This is a genomic window from Clostridium sp. CTA-17, from assembly GCF_054767895.1.
In genome coordinates this window covers 44,785-62,262 of sequence record NZ_BAAABF010000003.1, presented here as the reverse complement: position 1 = coordinate 62,262, position 17,478 = coordinate 44,785, and the positions used below count along the sequence as shown (strand labels likewise).

The following is a 17,478-nucleotide window of genomic DNA, read 5'->3' as shown; positions in this document are numbered from 1 at the left end:
TTTATATGGCTAACTTCAGAGGTAAAAGAATAAATGAAGAAGTAAGAAAAGAAGTAAGTGATATCATAAGAAATCAAATAAAAGACCCTAGACTAACAGCTATGGTAAGTGTAACTCAAGTTGAAGTTACTAAAGATTTAAGATACGCTAAAGTTTTTGTTAGCCTATTCGCTAAAAATGATGAAGAAAAAGAGGAAAGCTTAAAGGCTCTAAAAAGTTCAGCTGGATTCATAAGAAGAGAAGTTGGAAACAGAGTTAAGCTAAGAAGTACTCCTGAAATATTATTTGAAGAAGATAATTCTATAGATAATGCAATGTATATTGAATCATTGCTAAACAAAATCAAGGAGAAATAAAAAATGAGATTTCATGATGTAATATCAATTATAAATAAAAGCAAAAAAATTGGTATAACATATCATGTATCTCCAGATGGTGATGCCTTAGGTAGTGTCTTAGCACTACTTCAAGGCATTAGAATTTATGGTAAAGAAGCTTATGTTATCTCTAAAGACCTAGTCTCAGATAACCTAAGCTTTCTGCCTTATGCTGAGGAAATAACTGGAGAAGTTATAAAGCCATCAGAAGATACTGATTGTGTTATAGTATTAGATTGTGGAAATGTTGAAAGAATTTCTGCAGATTTAAGCGAATTCAAAGGAACTTTAGTTAATATGGATCATCATTTATCAAATGATAAATATGGTGCTATTAACTATGTAGATACAGAGGCTTCTGCAACAGCTGAAATAATATTTATGCTATTTAAGGAGTTAAAGGTTGAAATTAATGAAAATATAGCTAAATGTCTATATACATCATTAATAACTGATACAGGTTCTTTTAGATACTCAAATTCTACTGAAAGAACTCATATAATAGCAGGGGAATTAGTTAATTATATAAAACATGATGAAATTCATAGAAATATATTTGATAATAAGCCTTTTGCTAAAATGAAACTAATGTCTTTAGTTTTAGGAGACATGGAGCTAGTTTGCAATAATAAAATAGTTCTTATGAGAATTACTAAAGAGATGATAGATTCTATCGGGGAAGAAGTTCAAAATAGTTCAGATGTTGTATCCTTAGGAAATCAAATAAAAGGTGTAGAAGGATGCATACTTCTTAAAGAGGTAGATGAGGGAATAAAAGTTAGTTTCAGATCTAAAGATACATTAGATGTTAGAAAAATTGCAGAAAACTTTGGAGGCGGTGGTCATACAAAGGCTGCAGGAGCATTTATTAAAGGTGTAAGTATAGATGAAGCTAAAAATAACATATTAGAAATACTTGCAAAAGAGATGGTGTAATATATGAATGGAGTAATTAACATATATAAAAATACGGGAATGACTTCATTTGATGTTGTGGCCATGGTAAGAAGAGTTGCAAAGATGAAAAAGGTAGGACATACAGGAACTTTAGATCCAGCAGCTTCTGGAGTTTTACCTGTATGCCTTGGAAAAGCTACAAAAATTATAGATTATATAATGGAAAATAAAAAAGTTTATAGAGTGAATTTAAAACTTGGTATGGTTACTGACACATATGATTTAGAAGGAGAAGTTTTAAGAGAAGAGGATGCATCACATATAACAAAGGATGAAATATTAAATTGTATAAATACCTTTTTAGGAACAATAGATCAAGTTCCACCAATGTATTCTGCTTTAAAACAAAATGGAGTAAGATTATATGAATTAGCACGTCAAGGAATAGAAGTTCACAGAGAAGCTAGAAAAATTACTATTTATTCTATTGAAAATATAAAAATAGAATCAAATGATAATATACAAATGGATGTTTGTTGTTCTAAGGGAACATATATAAGAAGCCTTTGCTATGATATTGGTGAAAAATTAAATGTTGGAGCAACAATGACTGCCTTAGAGAGAATACAAAATGGTCCATTTATTAAAGAAGAAGCAATAAATATAGAGGATTTAACAGAAGAACTTTTAGAAAAACACATTATTTCCATTGAAAAGGCTTTAGATTCTTTTGAAAAAATCACAGTAAATGAGAAGTTTGGTAAGCTTTTAAGAAATGGTGTTAAAGTATTTGATAATAGAATGTATAGTGAAGAAGTTGAATTTAACAAACTATATAGAGTATATGAAGACAATGGAGTCTTTTTGGGATTAGGAAAAAGGGATGAAAAAGGATTTAAATTGGAGAAATTACTGATAGAGGAGTAGTCAATGATTTTAATAAATAATGATTTTAAGAGAGTGGTTCAAAAAAGCACCTATGTAGCTTTAGGGAGTTTTGATGGAATTCATAAAGGTCATTTAGCTTTAATAAACAAAAGTAATGAATTGTCTAGGAAGAACGATTCATTAAGTATGGTATATACATTTAAAAATCATCCAAGAAAATTTATAAACAAGGAAGGTGCACCAAAACTTTTAGTAACTTTACATGAAAAAATAAGAATTCTTGAAGACTTAAATGTTGATTTAAGTAGTTTTGTTGAGTTTAATAAAAAGTTTATGGAACTAGAACCAGAAGAGTTTATAGAAAATCTTATAAAAAACTATAATGTACGAGGAATTGTTGTTGGATTTAACTATAGATTTGGCCATAAAAATAAAGGTGATGTTAAGTTACTTAAGGAATTATGTGATTTAAAGGGATTAGAACTTTACGTTATAGAGCCATTTACATATAAATCAGAAGTAGTTAGTTCAACGAGAATAAGAAAAGCTTTATCAGAAGGAGAGCTAGAAGATGCTAATAATATGTTAGGTAGATATTTCTCATTAAATGGTAAAGTGGTAAGTGGAAAGAAAATAGGGAGAACAATTAATTTTCCAACAGCCAATTTAAAGAATAATGATGAAATAATCCTTCCTAAGATAGGAGTTTATTATACTAATGTAGAAGTTAATGGAGAAATTTATAAAGGTATAACTTCAGTTGGGAATAATCCTACTGTAAATGGTAAAAATACTACAGTAGAGACTCACATACTAAATTTTGATGAAGACATATATGGAAAGCATATAAAACTTTATTTTATAAGTAAGATAAGAAATGAAAAGAAATTTAATTCTTTAGAAGAATTAAAAGAACAACTAATTAAGGATAAAAAATTCGCTGAAGAAAGTAACATAAAAATTTCTTTGTAATAAAGATTTACAAGAAAAGCGAGTTTTGATATAATCATATAGAACCTAACTCTAAGATTTAAGGGTAACCGTCTTTTTTCTTGGAACTAGGGGATAATTTTTCGGAGGTGTAACAATGGATAAAATAAGAAAACAAGAAATAATAGCTAAACATGCAAGACACGAAGGAGATACTGGTTCACCAGAAGTTCAAATCGCGTTATTAACAGAAAGAATAAACTCTTTAACTGATCACTTAAGAACACACAAAAAAGACCACCACTCAAGAAGAGGTCTTTTAATGATGGTTGGACAAAGAAGAGGTTTATTAAACTACTTATATGAGCAAGATATCGAAAGATACAGAGCTATAATCAAAGAATTAGGATTAAGAAGATAATTTAGTAGAGCGGGTTTTTTACCGCTCTATTATTTTAAAAATATTAATATTGTAAAAATTTAGTCTTTATATACCGAAAGGAGGTATTTATATGAATCATACCCATGAAACTATCATAGCAGGAAGACCGATGAAAGTTGAGTTCGGGAAATTAGGAATGCTTTCAGATGCTGCTATATTAATGAGTTATGGTGATACAGTAATATTAACAAATGTAAATGCATCAGAAAAACCAAGAGAGGGAATAGACTTTTTCCCACTAAGTGTTGAATACGAAGAGAGATTATATTCAGTTGGTAAAATACCAGGTGGATTTATAAAAAGAGAAGGAAAACCTTCAGAGAAAGCTATACTAAATGGTAGAGCTATAGACAGACCTTTAAGACCTTTATTCCCAAAAGGATATAGAAATGATGTTCAAGTAGTATGTACAGTTGTTTCAGTAGAAAATGATAACCTTCCTGAAATACTAGCTATAAATGCTGCCTCAATGGCATTATGTTTATCAAGCATACCTTTTACTACTCCAGTGGCTGCAGTGCAAGTAGGATTAATAGGAGAAGAATTTATACTAAACCCTACTTCAAAGGAAAGAGAAGAAAGTTCACTTCAATTAACTGTTTGCGCAACTAAGGAAAGAGTTATGATGATTGAAGCTGGTGGAGATGAAATCCCAGAAGATACAATGATTAATGCTATCAAATTTGGTTTTGATAAGTGTCAAGATATAATAAAATTCCAAGAAGAAGCTGTAAGTATGTTCGGTAAAGAGAAAAAAGTGCCAGAACTACATAAAGTACCAGAAGAAATAGAAGAAGCTGTAAGAGAATTTGCTTTTGATATGATTAGTGAGTCAATGCACATTACTGATAGAGATGAAAGAAATGCTGCAATGGACGAAGTTAAAGCTAAAATAAATGAAGAGTTCGAAGAAAAATATCCAGACAACATGTCTGATATTGGAGAAGCAGTTTACGATATGCAAAAAGAAGTCGTAAGACATATGCTTTTAAAAGAAGGAAAAAGACCTGATGGAAGAGCTTTTGACCAAGTAAGAAACATTGGTTGTGAAGTTGGATTACTTCCAAGAACTCATGGAACAGGATTATTTACAAGAGGACTTACTCAAGTAATGACTGTTGCAACTTTAGGATCAATAAGTGAAATTCAAATATTAGATGGTATTGGTGAAGAAGAATCTAAGAGATATATGCATCACTATAACTTCCCAGCATACAGTGTAGGAGAAGTTAGACCATTAAGAGGACCAGGTAGAAGAGAAATTGGTCATGGAGCTTTAGCTGAAAGAGCTTTAGAACCACTTATACCTTCAGAAGCTGAGTTCCCATACACAATAAGATTAGTATCAGAAGTATTAAGCTCAAATGGATCTACTTCACAGGCTTCAGTTTGTGGTAGCACATTAGCACTTTTAGATGCTGGTGTTCCAATAAAGAGACCTGCAGCAGGTATAGCTATGGGATTAATAACTTCAAAAGATTTAACTGAGGAAGAAGTTTTAACTGATATCCAAGGTTTAGAAGATTTCTTTGGAGATATGGACTTTAAAGTAGCTGGAACAGAAGAAGGAATAACTTCAATCCAAGTAGATACTAAAATAAAAGGTCTATCAGAAAAAGTTATACACGATGCTATATATGGAGCAAGAAAAGCAAGATTAATGATCTTAGATAAGATTAAAGAATGCATACCAGCTCCAAGAGAAGAAGTTTCAAAATATGCACCTAAGACATCAACTTTACAAATAGATCCTGAGAAAATCAGAGATGTAATTGGTGCTGGTGGAAAAGTTATAAATAAGATTATAGCTGATACTGGTGTTAAAATAGATATAAAAGAAGATGGATTAGTTTATGTTTCATCAGCTGAATCAGAAGGTGTTAAAGAAGCTGTTAAAATAATAGAAGGTTTAACTAAAGAGGTTAAAGCTGGAGAAATTTATTTAGGTAAAGTTACAAAAATTGCTCAATTTGGTGCCTTTGTTGAAGTATTACCTAATAAAGAAGGATTAGTTCATATTTCTAAGTTAGATAATAAGAGAGTAGAAAAAGTTGAGGATGTAGTATCTGTTGGAGATGAAATACTAGTTAAGGTAACAGAAATTGATTCTCAAGGTAGAATAAATCTTTCAAGAAAAGATGCAATAAAAGAAGCTGAAGAAGAAAATAAACAGCAATAGTAAAAGGCAATTATTATTGCCTTTTTATTTTTTTCTTATTCATAAAGCCTACCTCTTTTAATGAGAATTGACATATATTATTTATAATCAACATATTATTTATTGTTTTAATAAATAAGTGGAGGTATGTTTTATGAGTAATAATGTTAGATATTTAAGCGAAATAGAAAGATATGAAATTATAAATATAAATGATGGTGAAAAGTATAGCGGACTTATAAATAATGATGTTATTATAGATGAAGAAGGAAAGCTAAAATATTTAATAGTAAACTTAGGTGGTGGCAAATTTAATCTTTTTAACTCAGATGAATACTTAGAAATCGAGTGGGAAAATGTAAAAAGAATAGGAGCTAAAACCATAATATTAGACGTAGATAGTGATATGATAAAAAAAACTAAACTATAGGAGTGTGGGGATTTTGAAAATAGTAGTACAAAAATTTGGTGGTACTTCTGTATCAACAAAAGAAAGAAGAACTATGGTTGTAGAAAAGGTAAAAGGGGCAATAAATAAAGGATACTTACCAGTGGTTGTTGTATCTGCTATGGGAAGAAAAGGAGAACCTTATGCAACTGATACACTTTTAGAATTAGTATCAGAAGAGTTTAAAAAAGAAAATAAATTAGCTACTGATTTACTTATGGGATGTGGAGAAATTATAAGCACTGTTGTCATGAGTGATGAATTAAGAGAGGCAGAAATAGAAGCAGTTCCTTTAACAGGAGGAAATGCAGGAATACTTACAGATGATAACTATTCAAGTGCTGATTTTATAGATATAAATCCTAAATTAATATTAGAAGTTCTTAAAGAAGGAAAGGTGCCTGTTGTTGCTGGATTCCAAGGGGTTGATAGAAATGGATTCTTAACTACTTTAGGAAGAGGTGGAAGTGATACTACAGCAGCAGTTTTAGGGGTAGCATTAAAGGCTGAAGAAATTGAAATATATACAGATGTTGATGGAATAATGACTGCTGACCCAAGAATAGTTGGAGATGCTGAGCTTATAAATAAAATAAGTTATAATGAAGTATTCCAATTAGCAGATCAAGGGGCTAAGGTAATTCATCCAAGAGCTGTAGAAATAGCTATGAAGGGAAATGTAACCTTAGTAATAAAGAATACTATGAGTACTTGCATAGGTACAATGATAGATAGTCTAGGGGATGTAGATAATAATAAGTTCATAACTGGAATAACTCATCAAGGAAATAGAATTCAAGTTTCTATAAAATCTGATGACAATAAAGATAATATAAATTATAAGACTATTTTAGAAAGTCTTGCAAATAATAAAATAAGTTTAGACTTAATCAATATTTTCCCTAAAGAAAAAGTATTTACAATAGATGCAGGTGTTAAAGAATTATTTGAAGATATTATGAGAAAAAATGATTTAAAATATAGTTTAGTAGAAGACTTAAGCACTATAGCTATAGTTGGTTCAAGAATGAGAGGAATTCCAGGAGTTATGGCTAAAATAGTAGGTGCTTTAGACCAGGAAAACATAGAAGTTTTACAAACAGCAGACTCACATATGACAATTTGGTGTCTTGTTGAAAGTAAAAATGTAAAAGAAGCTATAAAAGCACTTCATAGAGCTTTTATGAAATAATGTATATAAATTTCCTTTCTGTACAAAATAAATTTAGTACAGGAGGGATATATATGGAACATAATAAAGAAAATGAAAATAAAAGTATAGAAGAAATAAAAGAAATAGGAGCAGTTTTACCTGATCATAAGAAAGAAGATTCTAATATACAGGTTTTAACAATAATAGGGCAAATTGAAGGACACAGTGTTCAACCGCCACAAACTAAAACAACTAAGTATGAGCATATGATTCCTCAACTAATTGATATAGAACAGAATGATAGAATAAAAGGTATATTATTTGTTTTAAATACTGTTGGAGGAGATGTTGAAGCTGGATTAGCAATTGCTGAGATGATAAGAAGTCTAAAAAAACCAACAGTATCATTAGTTATTGGGGGAGGGCATTCCATAGGAGTTCCTCTAGCAACGGCATCTCAATATTCTTTTATTTCTCCATCAGCTACAATGATAATACATCCAATAAGAATGAATGGACTTGTAATAGGAGTTCCTCAAACATTTAAATATTTTAATAAAATGCAAGAGAGAATAAATGATTTTATAATAAGGACATCAGGAATCAAATTAGATGTACTAAAAAAGATGATGATGCAAACAGATGAACTTTTAAACGATATGGGAACAATATTAGTTGGAGAAGAAGCAGTTAAATGCGGATTAATAAACGAAGTTGGCGGTGTTAAGGAAGCCTTAGATAAGTTAAATAGCTTAATAGAAGCTTATAATGTAGAACCATAGTATATCTATGGTTCTATTTATGTAATATAAAAATATTTTGACAATTTATAGTCATTTATGTATATAATATTTTTTGGTACAAGTATTTTACCATTTTGAAATTAAAATAGGGTGAGGTGATTTAGTTTAGTATGGCTGGGGGAAAAAAGAAAACCGCAACTAAAACTCAAAAAAAGAAAAATCAAAGCCAAATTAAAGTTACAGAAGAAATATATGCCTTAATAGCGATATGTGTTTCTTTAATTGTTATGTTTAGTTTATATACTGATAAAGCAGGATATTTAAGTGTTATATCAAGAACTCTCTTAATAGGACTTTTTGGAATTGGAGCTTTTTTTATTCCGATTTACATAATATATTTATGTACAAAGCTTTTCTTATTTAAAAGAGAGGTGTTATTTTCAAGAATAGGATTAGGAATAACCATAGCACTTATAACCAGTGTTCTACTTATTCAGACTGTGAATATAAACGATTATTATGTGCAAGGAAGCATATGGGGATCTATAAAATCTATATGGAATTCTCAAAGTGAATGGCATGGAGGAGTAATAGGATTTTTAATTGTATTGCCTTTGTATAAATTAGTAGGTAAAATAGGACTTTTTGTTATTTTTATAACCTTATATCTTATAGCTTCAATGCTTATATTCGATTATAATCTAGTTTCAATAAGAAACTTCTTTGGAGGTTTTAAGGAAAAGGCTTCTAAGGTTAAATTTGTGGATAAAAAGTATGAAAAAGATGATTATATTAATTTGAAGAAAAAAGATGGTGCTTCTGAAGGAAATAAAGATAGTAAAAAAGATGATACTTCAGAGGATAACAATAAGATAAAAATATTGGACTTTATGAAAAATTCTTCTTTAAATGATATAGAAGATAATAGGAAGGAAAAAGATAATCAATTAAAGGATAATATTAAAATAAATCAATTTAAACCAGAGTCTAAAATGCCTAGAGACTTAAGTTTAGATAATACCATAATAGAGCAAAGAGGATTCAATTCAGAAAATACTAAAGATGAAGAATCTATAGATAAAGAAATATCAAATAATATAGCTAGCAAAGGCTCAGCTGTAGGAGCTAGTTATGTTGCTCCAAATGCAGATTTATTAAATTTAAATAATAATAATGAATTAGACAAAGATGACAAAAAGGCATTATTAGCTAATGCTGCTAAGCTTGAAGAAACTCTTATGAGTTTTGGAGTAGAGGCAAAAATACTTCAAGTAACAAAAGGGCCATCTGTTACTAGATTTGAACTTCAACCTAAGGCTGGTATAAAGGTTAGTAAAATAGTTAATTTAGCTGATGATATAGCTTTAGGATTAGCGGCTAAAGGGGTTAGAATAGAGGCACCTATTCCAGGAAAATCTGCCATAGGAATAGAGGTTCCAAATAAAGAACAAACACCAGTTTTCTTTAGAGAGATTGTAGAATCTAAAGAATTTTTAGATAATAAGTTTAAGGTAGCTTGTGCTTTAGGAAAAGATATAACAGGTAAGGCTGTTGTTACAGATTTAAGTAAGATGCCTCACGTGCTTATTGCAGGGGCAACTGGTTCTGGTAAGAGTGTATGTATAAACACATTAATAGTAAGTATATTATATAAGTATTCTCCAGATGAAGTTAAACTTTTAATGGTGGATCCAAAAGTTGTTGAATTAAATGTTTATAATGGAATTCCACACTTATTAATCCCAGTAGTTACAGATCCTAAGAAGGCTGCTGCGGCATTAAACTGGGCCGTAAATGAAATGACTAGAAGATATAAACTTTTTGCAGATAATGGAGTAAGAAATATAGAATCATATAATGCTTTATATAATAAAGGAGAAGTTCCAGAGAAGCTTCCTTATATAGTTATTATAGTAGATGAGCTTGCAGACCTTATGATGGCTTGTCCTCATGATGTAGAAGATTATATTTGTAGACTTGCTCAAATGGCTAGAGCCGCAGGTATGCATTTAGTAATAGCTACTCAAAGACCATCTGTAGATGTAATTACAGGGGTAATTAAGGCTAATATACCTTCTAGAATATCCTTTGCAGTTTCAAGCCAAATTGACTCTAGAACAATATTAGACTCAGCAGGAGCTGAAAAACTTTTAGGTAGGGGAGATATGTTATTCTACCCAGTTGGAGAGTCTAAGCCTCAGAGAGTTCAAGGTGCATTTATTTCAGAGGAAGAAGTTGAACATGTTGTATCATTTATAAAAGAGTCTCAAAAGGATGCTCAGTATGAAGAGGATATATTAGAGCATATAAATTCAGCAACTCTTGCTTCAGATGGAAATGGTGATGGGGATAGAGATGAACTTTTAGATGAAGCTATAGAAATCGTAGTTGAAAGTGGTCAAGCCTCAGCATCATATTTACAAAGAAGATTAAGAATAGGATTTAATAGAGCGGCAAGAATAATAGAAGAGCTAGAAGAATGTGGGGTTATTTCCAGAAGGGATGGAAGTAAACCAAGACAAGTACTTCTTAGTAAAGATGAATTAGAAAATATGAAATAAAAACTTGTTTAATTTAAAAAAGAGTTTTAAAATAAGAAATATATATTTAAACGTAGGAGGAAGTAGATTTGGCGAAATATAAGGTAGGAATGGTGAGTTTAGGTTGTGATAAAAATAGAGTTGACTCAGAAATCATGCTTGGTATGGTTCAGAATGAGTACGAACTTACTAATAATCCAAAGGAAGCTGACATAATAATAGTAAATACTTGCGGCTTTATAGAAAAGGCTAAACAAGAATCCATAAACACAATATTAGATATGGCAAAATATAAAACAAGTCACAACTGTAAGTTACTTATAGCTACAGGCTGCTTAACTCAAAGATATGGTGATGAATTATTAGAATTAATGCCTGAAATAGACATAATGTTAGGTGTTAATGATTATGCTAAAATAAATGAAGCCATAATGAACTTTATAAATGGAAATAATGAAAAAGTAAAAGCTACAAATTACAGTGATGTATCAATTAATGAAGGATTAAGATTGATAACAACTGATAAAGCTACTGCATACTTAAGGATTGCAGAAGGATGTGATAATTTCTGTACTTATTGTATTATTCCTAAAATCAGAGGTAAGTTTAGAAGTAGAGCTTTAGAAAGTATTGTAGAAGAAGCAAAAAAATTAGCTGAAAATGGAGTAAAAGAGTTAATATTAATAGCTCAAGACACTACTAATTATGGCATAGATATATATGGTGAAAAGAAACTTCACTTAGTTTTAAGAGAGTTAGCTAAGATCGAAGGAATAGAGTGGATAAGAGTTCTTTATTGTTATCCAGAGGCTATATATGATGAACTTATAAAAGAGATTTCAGCAAATGATAAGGTATGTAATTATCTTGACTTGCCTATACAACATATTAGCAATAATGTTTTAAAAAGAATGGGTAGAAAGACAACAAAAGAAGAGATAATAGGAAAAATTAATGAATTAAGAGAAAATGTTCCTAACATAGTTTTAAGAACTTCTTTAATAGTTGGTTTTCCAGGAGAATCTGAGGAAGATTTCAATGAACTAAAAGATTTTATAAAAACAATAAAGTTAGATAAAGTTGGAGTCTTTACTTATTCAAGAGAAGAGGGAACACCTGCCGCTATAATGGAAGATCAAATAGATGAAGAAGTTAAAAAAGCTAGAGAAGAAGAAATAATGTTACTTCAAAAGGAAGTATCAGAAGAAATTAATAAAAACAAAGTAGGTAGAGAATACGATGTTCTTATCGAAAAATTTAATGGAGAATATTATATAGGAAGAAGCTATGAGATGGCTCCAGATATAGATGGATGTATTTATGTGAAAGGAAATGGAGCTAAAAAGGACCAGTTCTGTAAAGTTAAAATTGAAAAGGCCCTAGAATATGATTTGGTAGGAGTTGTATGCAATGAATCTTGCAAATAAATTAACTTTAATTAGAATAATTTTAGTGCCCATATTCTTAGTATTTATAGCTTACCAGGACTTACCTTATGGGAGTGTAATAGCAACGCTTATATTCATAATAGCGTCTGTTACAGATCAACTAGATGGATATATTGCAAGATCAAGAAATCAAGTTACTAATTTTGGTAAGTTTATGGACCCTTTAGCAGATAAGTTGTTGGTTACGGCAGCACTTATATCTTTAGTTGAATTACAATTAGTTCCTGCATGGGCAGCTATTGTAATAATAGCTAGAGAATTTGCTGTCTCAGGTTTAAGAACCATAGCTGCATCAGAGGGGTTAGTTATAGCTGCTAGCTGGTGGGGAAAAATTAAGACTGTAATACAAATAATTGCAATAGTGCTTTTATTATTACAAGTAAATATAATTAATTCACCAGGAATTAAGGAGTTAGTTGCAGGAAGCAGCTTTTTAAGAAATTTCTTTATATATGTTCCTGATATATTCTTATATTTAGCTGTTGCAATAACAATAATTTCTGGAGTAGATTACTTTAGAAAAAATAAAAATGTTATAAATACTTATAAATAATGTTTTAAAAGTCAAAAAATAGTCAATTATTAAGACATGAGGTTCCTTTATGAACTTCATGTTGATGTTGACTTTTTTTTTGTATATATTATAATAATAGTAGAACTTATGTTCGGTTATTTAAGGAGGTTAAGTATGGCAAATATAGATAAAGATAAATTAAAAGCTATTGAGATGGCTATGGGTCAAATAGAGAAGCAATTTGGAAAGGGATCAGTAATGAAACTTGGAGAGCAAGGAGCTCCTCAAATGGATGCTGTTTCTACTGGATGCTTAGATCTTGATATAGCTTTAGGAATAGGTGGAGTACCAAGAGGAAGAATTATTGAGATATATGGACCAGAGAGTTCTGGTAAGACAACAGTGGCTTTACATGTAGTAGCAGAGGCACAAAAATTAGGTGGAGCAGCAGCGTATATAGATGCAGAGCATGCTTTAGATCCAGTTTATGCAAAAAGATTAGGTGTTAATATAGATGATTTAGTAGTTTCACAACCAGATACAGGAGAACAAGCTTTAGAAATAACAGAAGCTTTAGTTAGATCAGGAGCTATAGATGTTTTAGTTGTGGACTCAGTTGCGGCTTTAGTTCCAAGGGCAGAAATTGAAGGAGAAATGGGAGATTCTCACGTTGGTCTTCAAGCTAGATTAATGTCACAAGCTTTAAGAAAGTTAACAGGAACAATCAATAAATCAAACTGTGTAGTAATATTCATAAACCAATTAAGAGAAAAAGTTGGTATAATGTTTGGAAATCCAGAAACAACACCAGGTGGTAGAGCATTAAAATTCTATGCTTCAGTTAGAATGGATATAAGAAGAATTGATTCAATAAAACAAGGTGACGGAATAACTGGTAACAGAACAAGAGTTAAAATAGTTAAGAATAAGGTTGCTCCTCCATTTAAACAAGCTGAGTTTGATATAATGTACAATGAAGGTATATCAAAAGAAGGTAATATAGTAGACGTTGGAGTAAAAGAAAATATAGTACAAAAGAGTGGTGCTTGGTTCTCCTATGGAGATATAAGATTAGGCCAAGGTAGAGAAAATGCTAAACAATATTTAAAAGAAAATCCAGCAGTGGCTTTAGATATAGAAAATCAAATAAGAGAGAAATATTCTCTTCCTTTAGCTAAGGCTGTTGAATCAGTAAATGTAGAAGAAAATACAGAAGAATCTGTTGAAAGTTAATAAAAAAGATAAGGATTTCCTTATCTTTTTTTGTTATTCAATTAATTATTACTTGTTAAGAGATTAAAATTCAAAGTTTTATGAATATGTTAACATTAATAAAAGTTTAGAAGTTTTTATAAATGTAAAAAACCTATAAAAGCACACTATATCTGGTATAGAAAGAGAATAAATTTTATTTTATAGCATATAATATACGCAAGGGGTAATCTTGACATAAGTTTAAAATTACTATACAATAATAACAAATACTGGTTTATCATATTCAAAAAATTACAGTGAGAATAGTATGACACCTTTCTACGCGAAGTGTTTTTATAGAGAGAATAAGCGAGGAGGTGTTTATATGGTAGTAGGAATACTTATAGGAATAATAATATTAGGGGTAGTAGGGTTTATTCAATACACTCTTATACAAAAAGCTTCAAAAAATAGGGTGGAAAGCTTAGAAAAAGAAGCTAGTTTAACACTTGAGGAAGCTAAAAGAGAAGCTGAATCAACAAAGAAAGAAGCCATATTAGAAGCTAAAGAAGAGGTGCACAAACTAAGAGCAGATCTTGATAAAGAAACTCGTGACAGAAGAAATGAGATTCAAAGGTTTGAAAGAAGACTTATCCAAAGGGAAGAGTCATTAGATAAAAAAGGTGAAATGCTTGAAAAAAGAGAAGATAGCATAAACAAAAAATCTATAGAGATTCAAGAACTTGAAGAACGTGTACAAAATTTATACGGTGAACAAAGAGCTGAACTTGAGAGAATTTCAAATCTTTCAAGTGAAGACGCAAGAACATTATTATTAGATGAAGTAAGAAGAGAAATAAAACATGAATCAGCTATGCTGATCAAAGAACTTGAGACTAAGGCCAAAGAAGAAGCTGATAAAAAATCAAGAGAAATAATTACTACTGCTATTCAAAGATGTGCAGCAGATCATGTTTCTGAAACTACAGTACATGTTGTTGCCCTACCTAATGACGAAATGAAAGGAAGAATCATTGGTAGAGAAGGTAGAAATATAAGAACTTTAGAAACATTAACAGGAGTTGACTTAATAATAGATGATACTCCAGAGGCTGTTATTCTTTCAAGCTTCGATCCAATAAGAAGAGAAGTTGCTAGAATAGCTTTAGAAAAATTAATTGTAGATGGAAGAATTCATCCAGCTAGAATTGAAGAAATGGTAGAAAGAGCTATTAAAGATGTAGAAAATGACATTAAGGAAGAGGGAGAACAAGCAACTTTCGAAACTGGTGTTCATGGATTACATCCAGAAATAATTAAGCTTCTAGGAAGACTAAAGTACAGAACAAGTTATGGTCAAAATGTTTTAAAACATTCAATAGAGGTTTCATATTTAGCGGGATTAATGGCATCTGAATTAGGTTTAGATGTAAATCTAGCTAGAAGAGCAGGTCTTTTACATGATATAGGTAAAGGCGTTGACCAAGAATATGAGGGTCCTCATGCTGTTATAGGTGGAGAACTTGCAAAGAAATATCATGAGTCACCAGCTGTGGTAAATGCTATAGCAGCCCATCATGGTGATACAGAAATGCAAACTCTTGAAGCAGTACTTGTTCAAGCAGCAGATGCTATATCAGCAGCTAGACCTGGTGCAAGAAGAGAAACTTTAGAAGCTTATATTAAGAGATTAGAAAAATTAGAAGAAATAGCTACTTCATATGAAGGTGTAGAAAAGTCATATGCCATTCAAGCTGGAAGAGAAATTAGAATTATGGTTAAACCAGATCAAGTTGACGATGCAGGGGCAATTGAGATGGCGAGAAATATTGTTAAGAAAATAGAAGAACAATTAGAGTATCCAGGTCAAATCAAGATAAATGTAATAAGAGAAACCCGTGCAGTTGACTATGCTAAATAAATGAATATGTAAAATACATTTTGGTTACAAAATGTATTTTTTTAATTAACTCTACTGAATCATTTCAGTAGAGTTTTCTTATTAATTAAAATAAAATTTAAAATATTTTATCTATTTAAGAAGGAATTAGAGAGTTTATATAGAATATTATTAGGTAAAGGAAAACGTTAACTATTAAATGTAAACGTATCCTAAAAAGGTCTAGGAGGTTTATATAATGGAAGTATTAAAGGTATCAACTAAATCAAATCCTAATTCAGTAGCAGGCGCACTAGCAGCCATAATAAAAGAAAGAAATACTGTAGAGATACAAGCAGTAGGAGCTGGAGCGATAAATCAAGCTGTTAAGGCTATAGCCATAGCAAGAGGCTTTGTGGCTCCAAGTGGAAAAGATATAGTTTGTATTCCTGCATTCACAGACATCGAAATTGATGGTGAAGAAAGAACAGCTATAAAGCTTATAATACAACCAAGATAAAGTTTATAGAGGAACTAAATTTGGTAAATAAATAGATACTGCTATGAGTATATTAACTTATAGCAGTATTTTTTATTGGTTTACTTTAAATAATAAAAATGATATATTGGAAGCGTAATAAAATAAATTTAAAGCAGTAAAGAGGGGATTAGATGATATTATCTAGAAAAGCACAAAATATAGGGGCGTCACTAACTTTAGCCTTAACAGCTAAAGCTGGTGAATTAAAAAAAGAAGGAATAGATGTAGTAAGCTTTGGAGTAGGTGAGCCAGATTTTAATACACCTAAGAATATAATAGAAGCTGCCACTAGAGCTATGGAAGAAGGAAAGACAAAATACACAGCTACATCTGGAATAGTAGAATTAAAAGAGGCTATAGTAAAGAAATTACATGATGATAATAGACTTAACTATGGAACTAAAAATATAATTATTTCAACAGGAGCTAAACAATCTTTAGCTAATGTATTTATGGCGATTTTAAATCCAGGAGATGAAGTTATAATACCAGTACCATATTGGGTAAGTTATCCTGAGTTAGTTAAATTAAGTGATGGAGTTCCTGTTTTTATAGAAACAAAAAAAGAAAATGATTTTAAGGTTACTTATGACGAATTAAAATCAGTTTTAAGTGAAAATACAAAGGCAATAGTAATAAATTCACCAAATAATCCAACAGGAACAGTATATTCAAAAAAAGATTTAGAAGTTATTGCAAAGTTTGCTGAAGAAAATGATCTTATAATAATTTCTGATGAAATATATGAAAAACTTATATATGGAAAGGAAGAACATATAAGTATTGCTTCATTAAGTGAAGATGCCTTTAAGAGAACAGTAGTTATAAATGGATTTTCTAAGGCTTATGCAATGACTGGATGGAGAATTGGATATGCAGCTTGTTACAATGAAGAGCTAATTAAGGTAATGAATAATGTTCAGAGTCATATGACATCAAATACAAATAGTATAGCTCAGTTTGCTGCCTTAGAAGCCTTAAATGGAGATCAGGAAACTATAAAGAATATGGTTAAAGAATTTAGTTTAAGAAGAGAGCTTATGATAGAACTTATAAGTGAAATTGAGGATCTTACTTTTATAGAGCCAAAGGGTGCCTTTTATGTAATGATTGATGTGTCTAAGGTTCTAAAAAAAGCTAATATAAAAGGTTCAATGGAATTTGCAAACCTATTACTAAAACAGGAAAATGTTGTTGTAATACCAGGAATAGCTTTTGGGGAAGATAACTTCATACGACTATCTTATGCTACATCTAAAGAGGAAATAATTAAGGGCTTAAAAAGAATAAAAGAATTTGTTAATAAACTTATGAATAGAGATTAAT

The 17,478-nt window shown here is 30.5% G+C and carries 16 protein-coding genes; all 16 read left to right on the top strand.

Going from position 1 to position 17,478, the window contains the following annotated elements; genetic code table 11:
* The first annotated feature begins 5 nt into the window (after nucleotides 1–5).
* The 16 genes from rbfA to ACYUCG_RS06715 all read left to right on the top strand — a co-directional run bounded on the left by rbfA (nucleotide 6) and on the right by ACYUCG_RS06715 (nucleotide 17,477).
* Nucleotides 6–356 carry a 30S ribosome-binding factor RbfA gene (gene rbfA / locus ACYUCG_RS06790; protein ID WP_003449473.1) on the top strand — a complete coding sequence of 117 codons (351 nt, stop codon included), beginning with the start codon at nucleotides 6–8 and terminating at the stop codon, nucleotides 354–356.
* 3 nt (nucleotides 357–359) lie between these two features.
* A complete protein-coding gene (locus ACYUCG_RS06785) occupies nucleotides 360–1,313 on the top strand; it encodes a DHH family phosphoesterase (RefSeq protein ID WP_283684191.1) in 954 nt (317 codons plus the stop codon).
* A gap of 3 nt (nucleotides 1,314–1,316) precedes the next feature.
* On the top strand, nucleotides 1,317–2,201 hold the full coding sequence (gene truB, locus ACYUCG_RS06780) for a tRNA pseudouridine(55) synthase TruB (RefSeq protein ID WP_131440261.1): 885 nt from the start codon (nucleotides 1,317–1,319) through the stop codon (nucleotides 2,199–2,201).
* A gap of 3 nt (nucleotides 2,202–2,204) precedes the next feature.
* Complete coding sequence (locus tag ACYUCG_RS06775; protein ID WP_283704648.1) at nucleotides 2,205–3,134, top strand: bifunctional riboflavin kinase/FAD synthetase; 930 nt, start codon at nucleotides 2,205–2,207, stop codon at nucleotides 3,132–3,134.
* Nucleotides 3,135–3,249: 115 nt separating this feature from the next.
* The gene (gene rpsO / locus ACYUCG_RS06770) at nucleotides 3,250–3,513 is read left to right on the top strand and encodes a 30S ribosomal protein S15 (RefSeq protein ID WP_003449423.1); all 264 of its coding nucleotides are present in this window, start codon (nucleotides 3,250–3,252) and stop codon (nucleotides 3,511–3,513) included.
* Nucleotides 3,514–3,604: 91 nt separating this feature from the next.
* A complete protein-coding gene (locus ACYUCG_RS06765; protein ID WP_003469153.1) occupies nucleotides 3,605–5,713 on the top strand; it encodes a polyribonucleotide nucleotidyltransferase in 2,109 nt (702 codons plus the stop codon).
* Between the two features lie 133 nt (nucleotides 5,714–5,846).
* Nucleotides 5,847–6,122, top strand: a complete 276-nt coding sequence (locus tag ACYUCG_RS06760; protein ID WP_003459765.1) for a YlmC/YmxH family sporulation protein — start codon at nucleotides 5,847–5,849, stop codon at nucleotides 6,120–6,122.
* 13 nt (nucleotides 6,123–6,135) lie between these two features.
* Nucleotides 6,136–7,332, top strand: coding sequence for an aspartate kinase (dapG, locus tag ACYUCG_RS06755; RefSeq protein ID WP_460268348.1), 1,197 nt, complete (start codon nucleotides 6,136–6,138; stop codon nucleotides 7,330–7,332).
* 53 nt (nucleotides 7,333–7,385) lie between these two features.
* Entirely contained in the window at nucleotides 7,386–8,075 is a 690-nt protein-coding gene (locus tag ACYUCG_RS06750; protein WP_139933684.1) for a ClpP family protease, read from the top strand.
* Nucleotides 8,076–8,206: 131 nt separating this feature from the next.
* Nucleotides 8,207–10,597, top strand: a complete 2,391-nt coding sequence (locus tag ACYUCG_RS06745) for an FtsK/SpoIIIE family DNA translocase (protein WP_460268347.1) — start codon at nucleotides 8,207–8,209, stop codon at nucleotides 10,595–10,597.
* Nucleotides 10,598–10,665: 68 nt separating this feature from the next.
* Nucleotides 10,666–12,003 (top strand): 30S ribosomal protein S12 methylthiotransferase RimO, encoded by a 1,338-nt coding sequence (gene rimO / locus ACYUCG_RS06740; RefSeq protein WP_240298524.1) that lies wholly within the window; start codon nucleotides 10,666–10,668, stop codon nucleotides 12,001–12,003.
* Nucleotides 11,987–12,577 (top strand): CDP-diacylglycerol--glycerol-3-phosphate 3-phosphatidyltransferase, encoded by a 591-nt coding sequence (gene pgsA / locus ACYUCG_RS06735; RefSeq protein ID WP_003469140.1) that lies wholly within the window; start codon nucleotides 11,987–11,989, stop codon nucleotides 12,575–12,577. Before rimO ends, pgsA begins: the two co-directional genes overlap by 17 nt.
* A 135-nt stretch (nucleotides 12,578–12,712) precedes the next feature.
* The gene (gene recA, locus ACYUCG_RS06730) at nucleotides 12,713–13,771 is read left to right on the top strand and encodes a recombinase RecA (RefSeq protein ID WP_139933681.1); all 1,059 of its coding nucleotides are present in this window, start codon (nucleotides 12,713–12,715) and stop codon (nucleotides 13,769–13,771) included.
* 346 nt (nucleotides 13,772–14,117) lie between these two features.
* On the top strand, nucleotides 14,118–15,653 hold the full coding sequence (gene rny, locus ACYUCG_RS06725; RefSeq protein ID WP_003459753.1) for a ribonuclease Y: 1,536 nt from the start codon (nucleotides 14,118–14,120) through the stop codon (nucleotides 15,651–15,653).
* A gap of 217 nt (nucleotides 15,654–15,870) precedes the next feature.
* Nucleotides 15,871–16,131, top strand: a complete 261-nt coding sequence (locus tag ACYUCG_RS06720; protein ID WP_003459803.1) for a stage V sporulation protein S — start codon at nucleotides 15,871–15,873, stop codon at nucleotides 16,129–16,131.
* 152 nt (nucleotides 16,132–16,283) lie between these two features.
* Nucleotides 16,284–17,477 carry a pyridoxal phosphate-dependent aminotransferase gene (locus ACYUCG_RS06715; RefSeq protein WP_277163138.1) on the top strand — a complete coding sequence of 398 codons (1,194 nt, stop codon included), beginning with the start codon at nucleotides 16,284–16,286 and terminating at the stop codon, nucleotides 17,475–17,477.
* Nucleotide 17,478 lies beyond the last annotated feature (1 nt).